Annotated in this window: 10 protein-coding genes; 3 read left to right on the top strand and 7 right to left on the bottom strand. The window is 61.3% G+C overall.

Features of this window, described 5'->3' with window-relative positions; genetic code table 11:
* Positions 1-103 precede the first annotated feature (103 nt).
* The 4 genes from AC3WMT_RS28495 to pvdM all read right to left on the bottom strand — a co-directional run bounded on the left by AC3WMT_RS28495 (position 104) and on the right by pvdM (position 5,441).
* The gene (locus tag AC3WMT_RS28495; protein WP_103306724.1) at positions 104-1,753 is read right to left on the bottom strand and encodes a cyclic peptide export ABC transporter; all 1,650 of its coding nucleotides are present in this window, start codon (positions 1,751-1,753) and stop codon (positions 104-106) included.
* A gap of 110 nt (positions 1,754-1,863) precedes the next feature.
* Positions 1,864-2,751 carry a dihydropyoverdine dehydrogenase gene (gene pvdO, locus AC3WMT_RS28490; protein WP_103306725.1) on the bottom strand — a complete coding sequence of 296 codons (888 nt, stop codon included), beginning with the start codon at positions 2,749-2,751 and terminating at the stop codon, positions 1,864-1,866.
* Between the two features lie 36 nt (positions 2,752-2,787).
* Positions 2,788-4,074 carry a pyoverdine-tailoring periplasmic protein PvdN gene (gene pvdN, locus AC3WMT_RS28485; RefSeq protein ID WP_103306726.1) on the bottom strand — a complete coding sequence of 429 codons (1,287 nt, stop codon included), beginning with the start codon at positions 4,072-4,074 and terminating at the stop codon, positions 2,788-2,790.
* Positions 4,071-5,441: a pyoverdine-tailoring dipeptidase-like protein PvdM gene (gene pvdM / locus AC3WMT_RS28480; RefSeq protein WP_103306727.1), complete on the bottom strand. Its 1,371-nt coding sequence runs from the start codon at positions 5,439-5,441 to the stop codon at positions 4,071-4,073. The genes pvdN and pvdM overlap by 4 nt, the downstream gene beginning before the upstream one ends.
* A 207-nt stretch (positions 5,442-5,648) precedes the next feature.
* On the opposite strand from pvdM, the gene pvdP reads away from it, so the two are divergent.
* Entirely contained in the window at positions 5,649-7,274 is a 1,626-nt protein-coding gene (gene pvdP / locus AC3WMT_RS28475; protein WP_103306728.1) for a pyoverdine maturation tyrosinase PvdP, read from the top strand.
* Positions 7,275-7,384: 110 nt separating this feature from the next.
* On the opposite strand, the gene AC3WMT_RS28470 is transcribed toward pvdP, so the two are convergent.
* The 3 genes from AC3WMT_RS28470 to AC3WMT_RS28460 are packed head-to-tail and all read right to left on the bottom strand — an operon-like array spanning position 7,385 to position 11,924.
* Positions 7,385-8,779, bottom strand: coding sequence for an efflux transporter outer membrane subunit (locus AC3WMT_RS28470; RefSeq protein ID WP_103306729.1), 1,395 nt, complete (start codon positions 8,777-8,779; stop codon positions 7,385-7,387).
* Between the two features lie 7 nt (positions 8,780-8,786).
* A complete protein-coding gene (locus AC3WMT_RS28465; RefSeq protein ID WP_103306730.1) occupies positions 8,787-10,760 on the bottom strand; it encodes a MacB family efflux pump subunit in 1,974 nt (657 codons plus the stop codon).
* Positions 10,761-11,924, bottom strand: coding sequence for an efflux RND transporter periplasmic adaptor subunit (locus AC3WMT_RS28460; protein ID WP_103306731.1), 1,164 nt, complete (start codon positions 11,922-11,924; stop codon positions 10,761-10,763).
* Between the two features lie 321 nt (positions 11,925-12,245).
* Between AC3WMT_RS28460 and AC3WMT_RS28455 the strand changes: the two genes are divergently transcribed.
* On the top strand, positions 12,246-12,728 hold the full coding sequence (locus tag AC3WMT_RS28455; RefSeq protein ID WP_103306732.1) for a sigma-70 family RNA polymerase sigma factor: 483 nt from the start codon (positions 12,246-12,248) through the stop codon (positions 12,726-12,728).
* A gap of 131 nt (positions 12,729-12,859) precedes the next feature.
* Positions 12,860-14,194 carry a lysine N(6)-hydroxylase/L-ornithine N(5)-oxygenase family protein gene (locus tag AC3WMT_RS28450; protein WP_103306733.1) on the top strand — a complete coding sequence of 445 codons (1,335 nt, stop codon included), beginning with the start codon at positions 12,860-12,862 and terminating at the stop codon, positions 14,192-14,194.
* Positions 14,195-14,292: the final 98 nt, after the last annotated feature.

The raw sequence follows: 14,292 nt of genomic DNA, 5'->3' as shown, positions 1-14,292 counted from the left end.
TTGGCAGGTATAGTTGTTAATGGTTCTTATTCATCTCATTAAGACGAGGAAGCCGCGGCAAACCGGAAAATTATTTTTTCCGACCTGGCCACGGCCTCTTCAATCAAGCGGTTTGCAGTTCGCTCTTGACCTTGCCGGCCTCCATGCGCACCAGTTGATCGGCGACGTCGAAGTAACGGTCATCGTGGGAAATGACGATGATGGTCTTGCCCAGACGCTTAAGGTCGGGCAGCAACTCGGTGTAGAAAATGCGGCGGAAGGTCGGGTCCTGATCGGCCGCCCATTCATCGAACACCAGCACCGGACGCTCTTCGAGCCAGGCATTGACCAATGCCAGACGCTTGCGCTGGCCGGTCGACAGGTCGGTGGTGCTGAAGGCACCGTCACGCACGCTGACCTTGTGCGCGATCTCCAGACGTTCGAGGTAGCGGGTGGCGTCCTGCGGCACCTCGCGGTCGCCCTGGATCAGGTCGTCGAACAGGTAGTAGTCGGCAAAGATCGTGGTGAAGTTCTGGCGGTAGTCATCGCGATTGAGCGCGGTGATCGGTTGATCGTTGACGCGGATTTCGCCCTCGGTTGGCGCGTAAAGACCCAGCAGCAATTTGATCAGGGTGGTTTTGCCGCAACCGTTTTCGCCAACGATGAACACGATGTCGCCCTGTTCGATGCGCAGGTTGACCGGCCCGAGGCGGAATGGTTCGCTGCCTGCCACGGGCGGGAAGGCGTAGCGCACGTTGTGCAGTTCCAGGCTGTTGACGGCACCGGGTTTCTTGCCCAGGTCTTCCAGCAGCAGGTGCGGTTCGGGCGAGGAGAATTGTTCGCTCAGCTCGGCGATCCGGCGGAAGGCAATTTGTGCGCGGCTGATGATCGGCAAGGTGCTGACCAGATGTTCCAGCGGCCCCTTCATGTACAGCAGCACCAGCACGAATCCGCTCATCACCGCTTTGTCGCCGCTGGGCCAGAAAGACTGCAGGGCCAGCGCCATGCCGATTACCACGAAGAACAGCATCGAGCCGAAGGACTTGGCGATGACAAACGTGTTGATCGATTTGATCTGCGTGTCGCAGATTTTTTCGGCGGTTTTCTGAATCCCGGCAACAAACATGCGCTGGCGACGCGGGCGATGAATGCGCAGTTCCTTGGCGCCCTCGGCGATCGCGTTGTAGTGCTTTTGCAGTTCATCTTCGGAGTCGCGGGCAGCGTAGAAACCGCGCATGCCCTTGGCCCGGGCAATCGCCTGAATGGTTGTGCCGATCGCGATGGCCACCAGCATCATCAGGAACATCGGCCAGGACAGCAACGCCAGATAGCCGAGACAACCGAGGGTGACGGTCATGGAGATCGCCAGCGGGGCAAAGGCGAAGGCGAAGTCGCTGATGGTGTCGACGTCGTGGGTCAACACCGGGATCAACCGGTGGCTGCGGTAGCGTTCGATCTGGTCGATCGGCGCCGACAGCACTTTCTCCCCCAGTTCCTTGCGCAGTTTGGCAATGATGTGCTGACCGACGTAGTTAGTGCCGATGTCGGACAGAATCGTCGTCAGCAAGGCCAGTGCGCACAGGCCGGCGAAGATCATCACCACGGTGCGGGTCAGGCCGTCGTCGGAGTGCAGGGCATTGTTGATGGTCGCCAGCAGCACGGTGACGCTCAGGCCGCCGATCATGCCGAGCACGATGGACACAGAGACGATCAGGCGGAAGGGCTTGAGCAAGGCGAACAATTCGTTGATCGCCCCACGCGTAGGCTTGGTCATGGAGGATTCCTGCTTCGGTGCGGAGGGAGTGCCGGTACTAAAGGAAAACGAATGGTCACGGACTTTCTTTAAAACGACCGCAGGCGGGGCTGCGGTCGGGGTGGGCAGGATCAGAGGTCGCGCACTACACGAAACCCGAGCCAGTCGCCTTTGCTGGTCGGCCAGCTGCTGTTGCGGTTGCCGGAACGCGAGAACACCGGCGCCTCGCCCCAGTCGTTGCCACGCATGACCTGGCGTTCGCAGTTTTCCTGGGTCCATGGGCGACCGTCGTCGGGTACGCCGGAATAATCCTTGTGATAGCAGTCGGCGGTCCATTCGTAGACGTTGCCGTGGGCGTCGTAAACGCCGAAGGCATTGGCCGGGAAAGTGCCGGCCGGGGAGGTGAAGTTGTAGCCGTCGGCGGCGCCATAGGTGTTGGCGTGTTTGGAGATCTGGTAGTTATTGCCTTCATCGAACGGGAAAGGGAAGGGCCCGGTACTGCCGCCGCGTGCGGCGTACTCGCGGATCGATTCGCTTTGCAGGCGATACGCGTGGCCGGTCTTTTTCGACAGCCAGTCGATGTAGCCCTGGGCTTCGGCGACGTTCATGCACACGGCAGGGTCGCGGGCGGTCTGTTTGAATTCAGGCTTGCCGGCGGTGCAGCGGCGACCCGGACGATCATCGAAGTCGTAAGGCTTGTTGCCGGTTTCGCGCACATACGCATCCCACTCACCGACGAGCACCTGGAAGCGGCTGATGGCGAACGGTTTGCTGAAGGTCACGTCGTGGCGCGGGCCTTCGTCCGGTTCGCGGCCGACTTCGTCATCCGGGGTGCCCATGGTGAAGGTGCCGGTCGGCAGTACGACCATTTCCGGGCAGTCCTTGCAGTCTTTGAAGACCTTGCCCGGCGCCGGTGGTGTGGCAGCCTGGGCGGCCCCCGGCAGCAGACCGGCGCACAGCGCAGTCAGGGCTAGCGCCGGCAGCGCCTTGAGGGTGAAAGAGGCGTAAGGCTTTTTCATGAGTCGTCTCTGTGAAAGGAAAACTGGAGTCGAGAATCAGGCGCGCAGTTTTTTACCGAGGATGTCCATGAACCGGTCAACTTCGGCTTCGTTGTTGAGCAGGCCGGGTGCAGTACGAATCACCGGGCCGACGTCGCGGCTGACCGCATCGCAGATCACCCGGTTTTGCATCAGGTAGGCGGCGACTTCATCGCTGTCCTGACCCTTGACGCGGAAGAAGGTGAAACCGGCAGAAAGCTGCGGATCGAAAGGGGTCACCAACTCGATGCTCGACTGGTCCCGCAGGCGTTGCTTCAGATAGCTGTTGAGCTGATGGATGCGTGCCTGAACGTCGGCCTTGCCCAGTTGCAGATGCAACTTGAAGGCTTCGTCCACCGCCCAGCGATGCTCGAAAGCGTGATAACCGCCCGGGGTCATGATGGTGGCAAAGGAGGTGGCTTCGGAGAACGTCGGCACGCTCGGACTGACGTATTTCAGTTCTTCGCTACGGCTGCAAACGATGCCGGTGCCGCGCGGGCCGAACATCCACTTGTGGGTACCTGCGATGAAAAAATCGCAGTTCATTTGCGCGAAGCTCAAGTCCTCGACACCGAAACCATGCACCCCGTCGACCACGTAAATCAGGCGGTCCTTGTCGTCGCGTTGACGATTGTGTTCATCGACCAGTCGCGAAATATCGCTGATCGGCAACTTCACGCCACTGCCCGAATGCACCCAGGTCATGCCCAGTACACGGGTTTCGGGACGGATGTTGCGGTTGATGATGTCGAGCACCTGATCCAGCGAAATGCTTTGCGGGGACTCGAACAACTTGAGTTTGCGCACCCGGGTGCCATCGCGGCGGGTGCGGAAATCGAGAATGTTGCGGGTGGAGTAGTGCTCGTGCTCGGTGGTGAGGATTTCCTGATCCTGGCGCACCTGTACGCTGCCGTAAATCATCGCCAGGCCTTCGGTGGTGCTGCCGGTGAGGGCGATCTGGCCGGGTTTGGCCTGCAAGTATTTACCGGCCCAGACCCGCACGTTTTCTTCGCGCTTCTCGGTGACACCGAAGTCCCAATCCATGGCCAGCCCCGGGTTCTGGTCGATGGCGGCGCGATGGCGTTCGATGGCCTCGCGCACCGGTTTTGGATGGGAGGTGATCAGAAAATTGGCGAAGTGAATCGCCTGCGGGTCCTGATCGAACAACTGGCGCAGTTGTGTCCACTTGTTCGCGGATGCCACAGGGGCGGTCGCTGCCATTGCCGGCGTTGCCAGACTGGCGCCAAACGGCAGCGCGGCTGCGACCACGCCCGCCTGTTTCAGAAAGGTCCGGCGATCAGTCATGGCTTGGCTGCGTCCTGACGGGAAATCAGTGCCGGTTTCGCGGCTTTTTGTACCTGGTCCCAGACACGCATGAAGTTGCCGCCCCACAGTTTGGCGATGTCCGCTTCGGAGTAGCCGCGCTGGATCAGCTCGGCAGTGACGTTGCGGATTTCGCCAACGTTCTCCCAGCCCTTGATGCCACCGCCGTCGTTGAAGTCGGAAGAAATGCCGACATGGTCGATACCGATTTTGCGCACGGTGTAATCGATGGCGTCGCCGAGATCCTTGAGGGTCGCTTTCGGTTCTTCTTCAAGGATGCCGTAGAGGCCACTGGCGTACTGGCCGAGTTTCTGCTCCGACCACGCAGTAATGATCGGGTCGCCTGGCATCAGTGCCATGGCCAGGTTAGGCAAGGGCGGCAGATCGAAGCGTGCGCGCAGGGCATTGAGCTTGTCCTGAGTGCCCTGGGTCAGCGGTTTCAGGTATTGCGAGAAGCCGACTACCTGGACCACGCCGCCGCTGTTTTTGATCAGCTGCAATTCCTTGTCGCTGAGGTTGCGCGGAATATCCACGGCCGCACGCGGTGCCGAGTGCGAGGCCACCAACGGTGTGCGGCTCAATTGCGCAACCTGTTCCAGACCTTTGGTCGACATCTGCGAAACATCGATGATCACACCCAGATCGTTCAGACGGTGCACCGCCTGCTTGCCGATATCGGAGAGACCGTCGAGGGCATCAGGAGAGTCATTGAAGAACGGCAACGGGCGCGACGAGTCCGCCCAGCTGTTGTTGCCGATATAGCTGAAGCCGAACATACGCATGCCGCGTCCGGCCCACAGGTCGAGTTTGCTCAGGTCGTTACCCAGTGGATAGGCGTTGAGCATGCTGATGAAAATCGCAAACTTGCCTTCACCATGCAGGCGGCGGAAATCATCCGGGGTGTAGGCGATGCCGACCTGATTGGGAAAGTCGCGGACCATGCCAGTGATGATCTTGTAGCGCACTTCCTGCTGGTTGCGGGCTTCTTCGACAAAACCTTCGGTCGGGCGATGCGGCGCGTTCGGACCGTTCCACATTTCCGGCCAGCCGAACACCGTCAGCGCAGCGCCGGACAAGCGGCCGCGATTGGCCTTGATCAGGTCGAACTGCCCGGAGCCGTCCTTGTCGGCTTCGTTGCCGTGGGCGCCGAAACTCAGGGGCACGGTGATGTGGCTGTCGAAGGAGAGGATGCGGTCCTGCAGCTCGGTCGCCTGTTTCATCACTTTTACCGGATAGCCGGGGTTGTCCCGAAACCAGTAATCCCAAGCCAGAAACCCTGCGCCGGCGCTGATCGCCAAGGCCAGCGGCAGGCCGATAAATAGAGCCTTTTTCGAACGCGGTTTTGTCATTGCCATCTCATTCAGGTTCGCCGTCGAGGTGCAGGCGCAGGGGCCTTTGCTATCTGGGAGGAACGAGTGGTCGGGCGGGTAATTTAGTCGCGCGCAGGAAAAGCGCTGACGACGCGTAGCGATCTTTTGCCGGGGCCGTAAATTTCCCCGACGAGAAAACGTTCTAGCTTGGATAAAGCCTGCTTCATGGCTGACACAGGTAGGGCAATGACGATCTCTCGACGCTGGTTCATGGCGGGCATGGCACTCACGGGCGCTGCGCTGCCTGCCGCTTTTTATGCACATCGCGAGCTGACCCGTGAGGAGTTTCCGATCACCCCGGGAGAGGCGACGGTCGACCTGGCCGATACGGCCGGCCAACAGTTGGCGGACAACCTGCGCGGCGTGTGGGATATCCGTTTCAGCGGAGCTGCTGCCGGACTCGATGGCTTGCCGCGCGAAGGTCTGGAACTGTTTCTCGACATTGCCCACCGTGGTCGCGGCTTGCGCGGCTATCTCGATACCGGCGCCAACCTGCGTTCCGAAGAACCTGCGCGTTACCAAGTGGTCGGCGATCTGGCGCCAGGCAACGGCGCCGAGTTGTACTGGCGGCTGATGCGTACCGATACGCTGCAAGCGCCGCCAGTCTACGAATTCAAAGTGAAGCTGGACGAAGTCTGGGCGGCGTTCGGCAATGCCGGCAGCGGCACGTTCACCGGGCAAGTGTCGCGCCTGGATCGACCGTTGGCTCTGCCCGAACTCGACAATCATTTCATCGCCATCAAGCGACGTTTTCCCGAGGCTCGCGAGCGCACCGGGTTGAACCCGACATTGCTGGCGTGGCTGGTCGCGCCGGAACATCGGCTGTTCCACCAGCTCTGGCACGCCAGCCGCGACAAGTGGCACAAGCTCTCGGAGAAAAAACGCGAAGCCCTGCGCGGTATCGGCTGGCAACCCGGCCCCCGTGACAAGGAGCGCGATGCCCGTGGGCCGAGTAAGGATCGCAACGGCTCGGGCATCGACTTTTTCTTCATGCATCGACACATGCTGGGCAAGGCCCGTTCGATGCAGGACTTGCCGTCATGGCAGGCGTTCCCGATGCCGCAACCGGAGCTGGAGCGTGATCGCCAGGGGTTCGCCCGTTACTTCGACAATCATGACGGCAACGCACTGCCGCCGACGTGGCTGACCGAAGGCGACGACGAATACACCAAATGGGTCAGCGACATCAAAGCGGCCGAGACCTACCACAGCAATTTCCAGGTGTGGGAATCGCAATACCGCGATCCGCGCTACTTGTCGAAACTCACCCTCGGCCAGTTCGGTTCGGAAGTCGAACTGGGCCTGCACGACTGGTTGCACATGCGCTGGGCGTCGGTGGCACGTGATCCGTCCAATGACATTCCAGTGCCGATGGCGCGGGATCAGGCGGATTTTGCCGCGCGTTGGTATGCCCCGGAAAACGACTTCCTCGGCGACCCGTTTTCCTCCCATGTGAACCCGGTGTTCTGGCGTTTCCACGGCTGGATCGATGACCGTATCGAAGACTGGTTCCGTGCTCATGAGCGTTTTCACCCGGGCGAGGTCAGCCGGCTGGAAGTCAACGGCGTGCCGTGGTTTGCGCCGGGGCGCTGGGTCGAAGTGGATGATCCTTGGCTGGGCCCGGATACCCATGGCTGCAGCACCGTGCCAGGATTGCAAATCGGGCGTTCGGTGGAGATGGACCCGGAAACGATGAAGCTCGCGTTGCGCATCACCTTTGGCGATGAAGACAACATGGCCGACCTGTTCCGCAAAGTGCCGCAGCGGCCGTGGTATGCCCGGCATCTGAAAGTGAAGGGGCGGCAACTCTAAGCGCAAAAAAAAATCGCAGCCCGGTGCTGCGATTTTTTTGCCCTGAGAGATTGGTTTCGCCTGACCTGGCGCTGTCGCGAGCAGGCGCCGGGCCAGTCGCTAATTTGCGCTCAGATGACTTGCCAACCACCGCCCAACGCTTTGTACAAGGCAATGCTCGCCTGCAGTCGCGACAAGCGCAGTTGCACATTCATGTCCTGCGCCGCATACAAGGTGCGCTGGGTTTGTAGCACGGTGAGCAAGTCTTCGGCGCCGGCCTGATAGCGGCTTTGCGCAATGTCGAATGCGGTTTGCGTCTGGCTCAGTTCTTCGCTTTGCCACTGGCGCTGTTCGTCGAGGCCGCGAATGCTGCTCAAGGCTTTTTCGACGTCGGCAAAACCGTTGATGATTGCCCCGCGATATGACTCCAGCAGTTCGTCCTGACGCGCCCTGGCCTTGTCGCGTTCAGCACTCAATCGGCCGTTGTTGAAGATCGGCGCGGTCAATCCCGAGGACAGGTTGTAGAACGTTGTACGCATCAGATCCGCCGCCAGATCGGCGCCGGTGCCGAGGCTGGCTGTCAGGGTTATCTTCGGCAGCATGGCCGCCCGGGCCGCGGTGACGTCAGCCTGGGCCGCTGCCAGTCTGGCTTCGGCGCTGGCGATATCCGGACGCCGGCTCAGCAGATCGCTGGGTACGCCACTGGCGATGTTCGGCCACTGCAACTGCTCGAACGGTTGTTGCAGGGACGACAGTGCCTGCACCGGTTGGCCGAGCAGGGCGGCGAGGGTGATCAATGCTTCGCGGGCCTGTTGCTGCACCAACGGCAATTTGCGCTGCTGTTCAGCCACCAGGCTTTTTTGCTGGGCCAGTTCCAGCGCAGTAGCGCTGCCAGCGTCGAAACGGGTTTGCACCAAGTGCAGAACGTTTTGCGCGTTGGCCAGATTGAGCTCGGCAATACGCGTCTGCTCACGTGAGGCCAGGGCCTGGGTGTAGCTGGTGGCGACGCCGCTTTGCAGGGTCAGTTCGACGGTGGCACGGTCGAACTCGCTGGCCTGCACACCGAACACGGCGCTGTCGCGTGTGGCGCGTTTACCGCCCCAGAAGTCGATTTCGTAACTGGCGCTCAACTCGGCATCGTAATAATCCAGCGAGCGGTTATCCGGGTTGACGTCCAGTTGGCTGTAGCCCTTGCCGTGCAACAGTTTCTGTCGGTTGGCATTGAGGCCGGCCTTGATTTCCGGCAGCAGCGGGGCGCCGGCAATCGTCGCACTGGCCTGAGCCTGTCTGACCCGCGCAACGGCGGCACCGAGGTCATGGCTGCCCAGCCGCGCCTGTTCGACCAGTTGATCGAGTTCAGGGCTGCCGAACTGCGTCCACCACTGCCGATTGCCTTGCACGGCGCCGGGATGGTCAGGCGATTGCCAGGCGAGCGGTGGCTGCACGCCGCTGTCGGGGCGCGGCGCAGGGCTGCTGCAGGCTGCCAGCAACAGGCTGGCGGCAAGGATTGTCAGTGGCGCTTTCATAGATCGATCATTCACTGGTAAGGGCCGTGACCGGGTCGAGCCGGGCAGCCTTGCGGGCAGGCATGAAGCCGAAGAGGACGCCGGTGACCAGCGCGCAGGCGAAAGCGCCGAGCACGGCCAGCCATTGAAATGCGATTGCCACGCCGCTGAACAACAGGACGCCGCCGACCAGCATCGCCAGGCTGATACCGGCAATGCCGCCGACCACCGAGAGCATCACCGCCTCAGTGAGAAACTGGCGCAGGATGTCGCGCTGTCGGGCGCCAGTGGCCATGCGAATACCGATTTCCCGAGTGCGTTCGCGTACGGTCATGAGCATGATGTTCATCACACCGATACCGCCGACCAGCAAGGAGATGGCAGCGATGGCGCCGAGCATCAGCGACAGCGTGCCTTGCGTGCGCGCTTCGGCCTGGATCATCGCGGCATTGTTGGTCAGTTCGAAATCCTTTTTGCCGTTGTGCCGGCGCAGCATTGCCTGTTCGATCGCCTGCTCGGCGTCTTTGACTTTGCGTGCGTCCTTGGCGGCGATCACCACATATTCCGGATTGCGGCTGCCGAACAGGCGCGTGCTGGCCGCCGAGTAGGGCACGGCGATGCGGTTGTCGCTGTCGGAATCGCCGGAGCTTGAGCCTTTCTCGGCCAGAACTCCGAGGACCTGAAATGGTACGTTTTCGATGAGGATGTACTGGCCGATGGGGTCGGCGACATCCTTGAGCAGCTTGTCGCGGACCTTGGTGCCGATCACCGCCACGGCGGCGGCGCTGTCTTCATCGGCCTGGGTGAAGTAACTGCCCTGAACCACCGGCCAGTTGAAAATGGTTGGAAAATTAGTGTCGTTGCCACCGACGTAACTGCTGTGGTCGGCATTGCCGAAACGTACACCGGCGGTGGAGCCATTGACCGGCATGATGCGTTCGACCTGGGGCAGGGCGGCCAGCTCGGCGACGTCGTCGAGGGTGATGATGCCCGGCGGCGTGCGCGGGTTGGGCGCCGCACCGCTGAGGTAAATGATGTTGGAGCCGAAAGCGCCCATCTGCGCCATTACCTGGCGTTTGCTGCCTTCGCCCACCGCCAGCATCACTACCACCGAAGCAACGCCAATGACGATTCCCAGCAACGTCAGGGCGGTGCGAAAGCGATTGATCCACATGACTCGCCACGCCGCTTGCACGGCGTCGACCAGTTCACCTTTCCAGGCGCCAGTCTGCGTACTGCCGGTGCTCAGGCGCTGGCGCAGATCAACCGCTTGCAAAGCGCCGGGATTAGCAGTGCGGGGCGCGGCTGACGGGTGTTCGGCGGTGTCGCTGATGATCAGGCCGTCCCGGATTTCGATGATGCGTTTGGCCCGTTGTGCGACTTCGCGATCGTGGGTGATGAGTATCACCACATGGCCCTGACCGGCGAGTTCGTCGAGCAGGGTCATGACCTCAGCGCCACTGTGGCTGTCGAGGGCGCCGGTGGGTTCGTCGGCGAGGATGATGTGGCCGCCGTTCATCAGCGCGCGGGCTATCGAGACCCGTTGTTGCTGACCACCGGAAAGCTGATGCGGGCGGTTGCCGGTGCGGCTGCCCAGGCCGAGCCGCTCCAGCAAGGCACTGGCCCGGGCGTGGCGTTCGGCGGCCGGGGTGCCGGCGTAGATGGCCGGCATCTCGACGTTTTCCTGGGCGGAGCCGGACGGAATCAGGTGATAACCCTGGAACACAAAACCGAATGCTTCGCGGCGAAGCCAGGCCAGTTCATCGGTGTCGAGTTGCGCGACGTCTTCACCGGCAAAACGGTATTCGCCGCTGGTGGGGCGGTCGAGGCAGCCGAGGATGTTCATCAATGTCGATTTGCCGGAGCCGGACGCACCGACGATGGCGACGAATTCGCCGGCATGTATCGACAGATCGATGCCGCGCAACACTTCCACCAGCGGACTGTCATTGCCGCCGTAGGATTTGCGAATCTGCCGCAGGTCAATCAGAGGCGTCTGCATTCAGCCTCCGCTGCCGGTGGCCGGCGCGCTGAGGATGTGATCGCCCTCGGCCAGGCCTTCCAGCACTTGTGTGCGCAGGCGGTCGCTGATGCCGGTGCGTACCTCGCGGGACTGAACTTCGCCGTTGGCGGCGACGATCTGCGCCCGTTGCCACTGCGGGCGTGAACCCGGTTGCAGGGAGGCGGTGGGCACGGTCAGGGTGTCTTGCGCTTGTTGCGCGACAAAAAACACCTGCGCGGTCATGTCGGTCATCAGGCTGTTGTCGGCGTTGTCGACGTCGAGCAATACGGTGTAGAGCACCACGCGTTCGCTGCCGCTGCGACCGCTGGTGGGGCTGCCCCCCTGGTTCTGTTCGAGGGGGCGCGGCGGCACCGGCAGAATCTGCCGCACCGTGCTGCTCCAGCGCCGGCTACCGCCGCTGAGGGTGGTGAAGTAGGCGGTCATCCCGGGTTTGACGTGGCCGATGTCCGCTTCGGAAACTTCGGCCCACACGGTCATCGGCGACAGTCGTGCGATGCGCAGGATCAGCGGGGTTTGCTGTTGCGCATTGAGCGTCTGGCCTTCGCGGGCGCCCACGGCGACCACGGTGCCGCTCATTGGCGCAAAAATCCGCGTGTAGCCGAGCTCCGCCTCGTCACTGCGCAAGCTGGCCTGGGCCTGACGGATCTGCGCCTGGAACATGTCGATGCGCGCCTGGGTCGCGCGGACTTCGGCGCGGGCCGTCTGCACGTCTTCCTCACGGGTGGCGCCACCCGCGGCGAGTTTCTGCTGGCGCTGGTATTTCTGCTGCGCGAGGTCGTGCTGGGCGCGTTGCTCCTGCAACTGCGCCTTGAGGTTCTCGATGGAAAACCGCCCGGCATCGAGTTTGGCCTTTTGCGTGGATGGGTCGATCTCTACCAGTAACTGGCCTTCCTTGACCGTGTCGCCAGCCTCGACATGAATCTTCTGGATCTGCCCGGATGCCTGCGCACCGACGTCCACGTAACGGCGTGGCTGTAGCGTGCCCAGCGCGGTCACGCTGTTTTCGATATTGCTGCGGGTCACTTGCACCGTAGCGAGAGCGTCGCGCCCGGGTGGCAGGACTTGCCACGCGGCAACAGCGATCACGGGAATCAGGCAAAGGGCGGCGAACAAGGCGCGTCGGGCGGGGCGGGGACGTTTCATGCAGGGTTCCGGCCAGTGGATTCGGCCCGTCATCCGGCCAGTACACAGGCGTGCAGGGGCGCTGAACGCTGTCGCAAGGCACGACAGATACGGGGAGCTGTCCTGTAAACGAGGCATGTGCAAGGGAATTTAAGCGCTAACACATCATGTGACAGGTGTCCGGACAGGACTATTTGGTCGGGATATGGAATCAGCGCTTTAAATCTATATGAGAATTACTATAAATTACGCCCCTCAAGTTGCCACTATCTTGCTACTGCGTATTCCGCGGCCGGATCGGTGCGCTCAAGGACAGGATCTGCAACGATGCGGTCGGGAGTCATGTTGGAAAACTACTATCGCGAGCTGGTGTGTTTCCTTAACGCCAAGCTAGGCAACCGTCAGGTGGCCGAAGATGTGGTGCATGACGCTTATGTGCGGGTGCTGGAGCGTTCCAGCGACACGCCGATCGAACAACCGCGCGCCTTTCTTTATCGCACGGCATTGAACCTGGTCATCGACGATCATCGACGCAATGCCCTGCGTCAGGTCGAGTCACTTGATGTGCTGGACAATGAAGAGCGCTATTTCACCCCGTCGCCCCATGGCACCCTCGATCATGGTCAACGTCTGGAGATGCTCCAGCGCGCGCTGGCAGAGCTGCCGCCGCGCTGCCGTGAATGTTTTCTGCTGCGCAAGATCGAAGGTCTATCCCATCCGGAAATTGCCGAGCACCTCGGGATTTCCAAGGCATTGGTGGAAAAACACATCGTCAACGCCATGAAACACTGCCGGTTGCGGATCAAACAATGGGATGCCCATTGATCCTTCCCGGTTAAATTTCCTTTCATCGTCCTCGTTCCTACTCAACAGACGACCTGCTGACCTGATTCAGGCCGGTCAGGCCACCCAGGCTTTATCCCCGCGTTGAGGGGTTCATCCAGAGGACACTGGAAATGACACAGGCAATTGCATCGCCCATCGTTCACGACCTGATCGGCGTCGGTTTCGGCCCTTCGAACCTGGCGCTGGCCATCGCTCTGCAAGAGCGCGGCCCGACTCAGGGTGAGCTGGATGTGCTGTTCCTCGACAAGCAGGCCAACTACAGCTGGCACGGCAACACTCTGTCGACGCAGAGCGAGTTGCAGATTTCCTTTCTCAAGGATCTGGTGACCCTGCGTAACCCGACCAGCCCGTACTCCTTCGTCAACTACCTGAAGTACCACGGCCGTCTGGTCGACTTCATCAACCTCGGCACTTTTTACCCGTGCCGCATGGAGTACAACGACTACCTGCGCTGGGTGGCCGGGCAGTTCTCCGAGCAGAGCCGTTACGGCGAGGAAGTGCTGACCATCGAGCCGGTGCTGCACAACCATCAGGTTGAAGCGCTGCGCGTTATTTCCCGCGATAGCCAGGGCCTGCAACATGTACGCACCACCCGTTCGGTGGTGGTCAGTGCCGGCGGCACCCCGCGTATTCCAGAGGCGTTCAAGGCGCTGAAGGGCGATACCCGCGTGTTCCACCACTCGCAATACCTGTCGCAAATGGCCGAGCAGCCGTGCGTGAACAATCAGCCAATGAGCATTGCGATCATCGGCGGTGGGCAGAGCGCGGCGGAAGCGTTCATCGATCTGAACGATTCGTTTCCGTCGGTGCAGGTCGACATGATCCTGCGCGGTTCGGCACTCAAGCCTGCGGACGACAGCCCGTTCGTCAACGAAGTGTTCTCGCCGGAGTTCACCGATCTGGTGTTCCAGCAGAACAGCGCCGAGCGGGAGCGTCTGGTCAACGAGTACCACAACACCAACTACTCGGTGGTCGACATCGACCTGATCGAGCGCATCTACGGCATCTTCTATCGTCAGAAGGTTTCCGGGATTGCCCGTCATGCGTTCCGCACCCTGACCACCGTCGAGAAAGCCACCGCGACCGAAAACGGTATCGAACTGGCCGTGCGCAACAACGCCACTGGCGAAGTCACCGTGCGCCTTTACGACGCCGTAGTGCTGGCCACCGGTTACGAGCGCCAGATGCACCGCAAATTGCTGGCGCCGCTGGAAGAGTACCTGGGTGAGTTCGAGGTCGATCGCAACTACAAACTGATTACCGACGAGCGCTGCAAGGCCGGCATCTACATGCAGGGCTTCTGCCAGGCCAGCCATGGTCTGAGCGATACATTGCTGTCGGTGTTGCCGATTCGTGCGGACGAGATTGCCGGCTCGCTGTATGAGCACGGCAAGCATCGTGGGCATCGTTCGATGGCTGATCTGTTGTTGGCGACTGCCAGCTAACTCTGTATTGCCTGATACACCGCTATCGCTGGCAAGCCAGCTCCCACAGGGATCAGTGTTGTGTTAGCGGTAGCGGACATCACACAAAACATTGTGGG

This window comes from Pseudomonas sp. FW305-7 (assembly GCF_058786735.1).
Note: the sequence above shows the minus strand (reverse complement) of the source record. Positions and strands in the feature narration are given on the sequence as shown.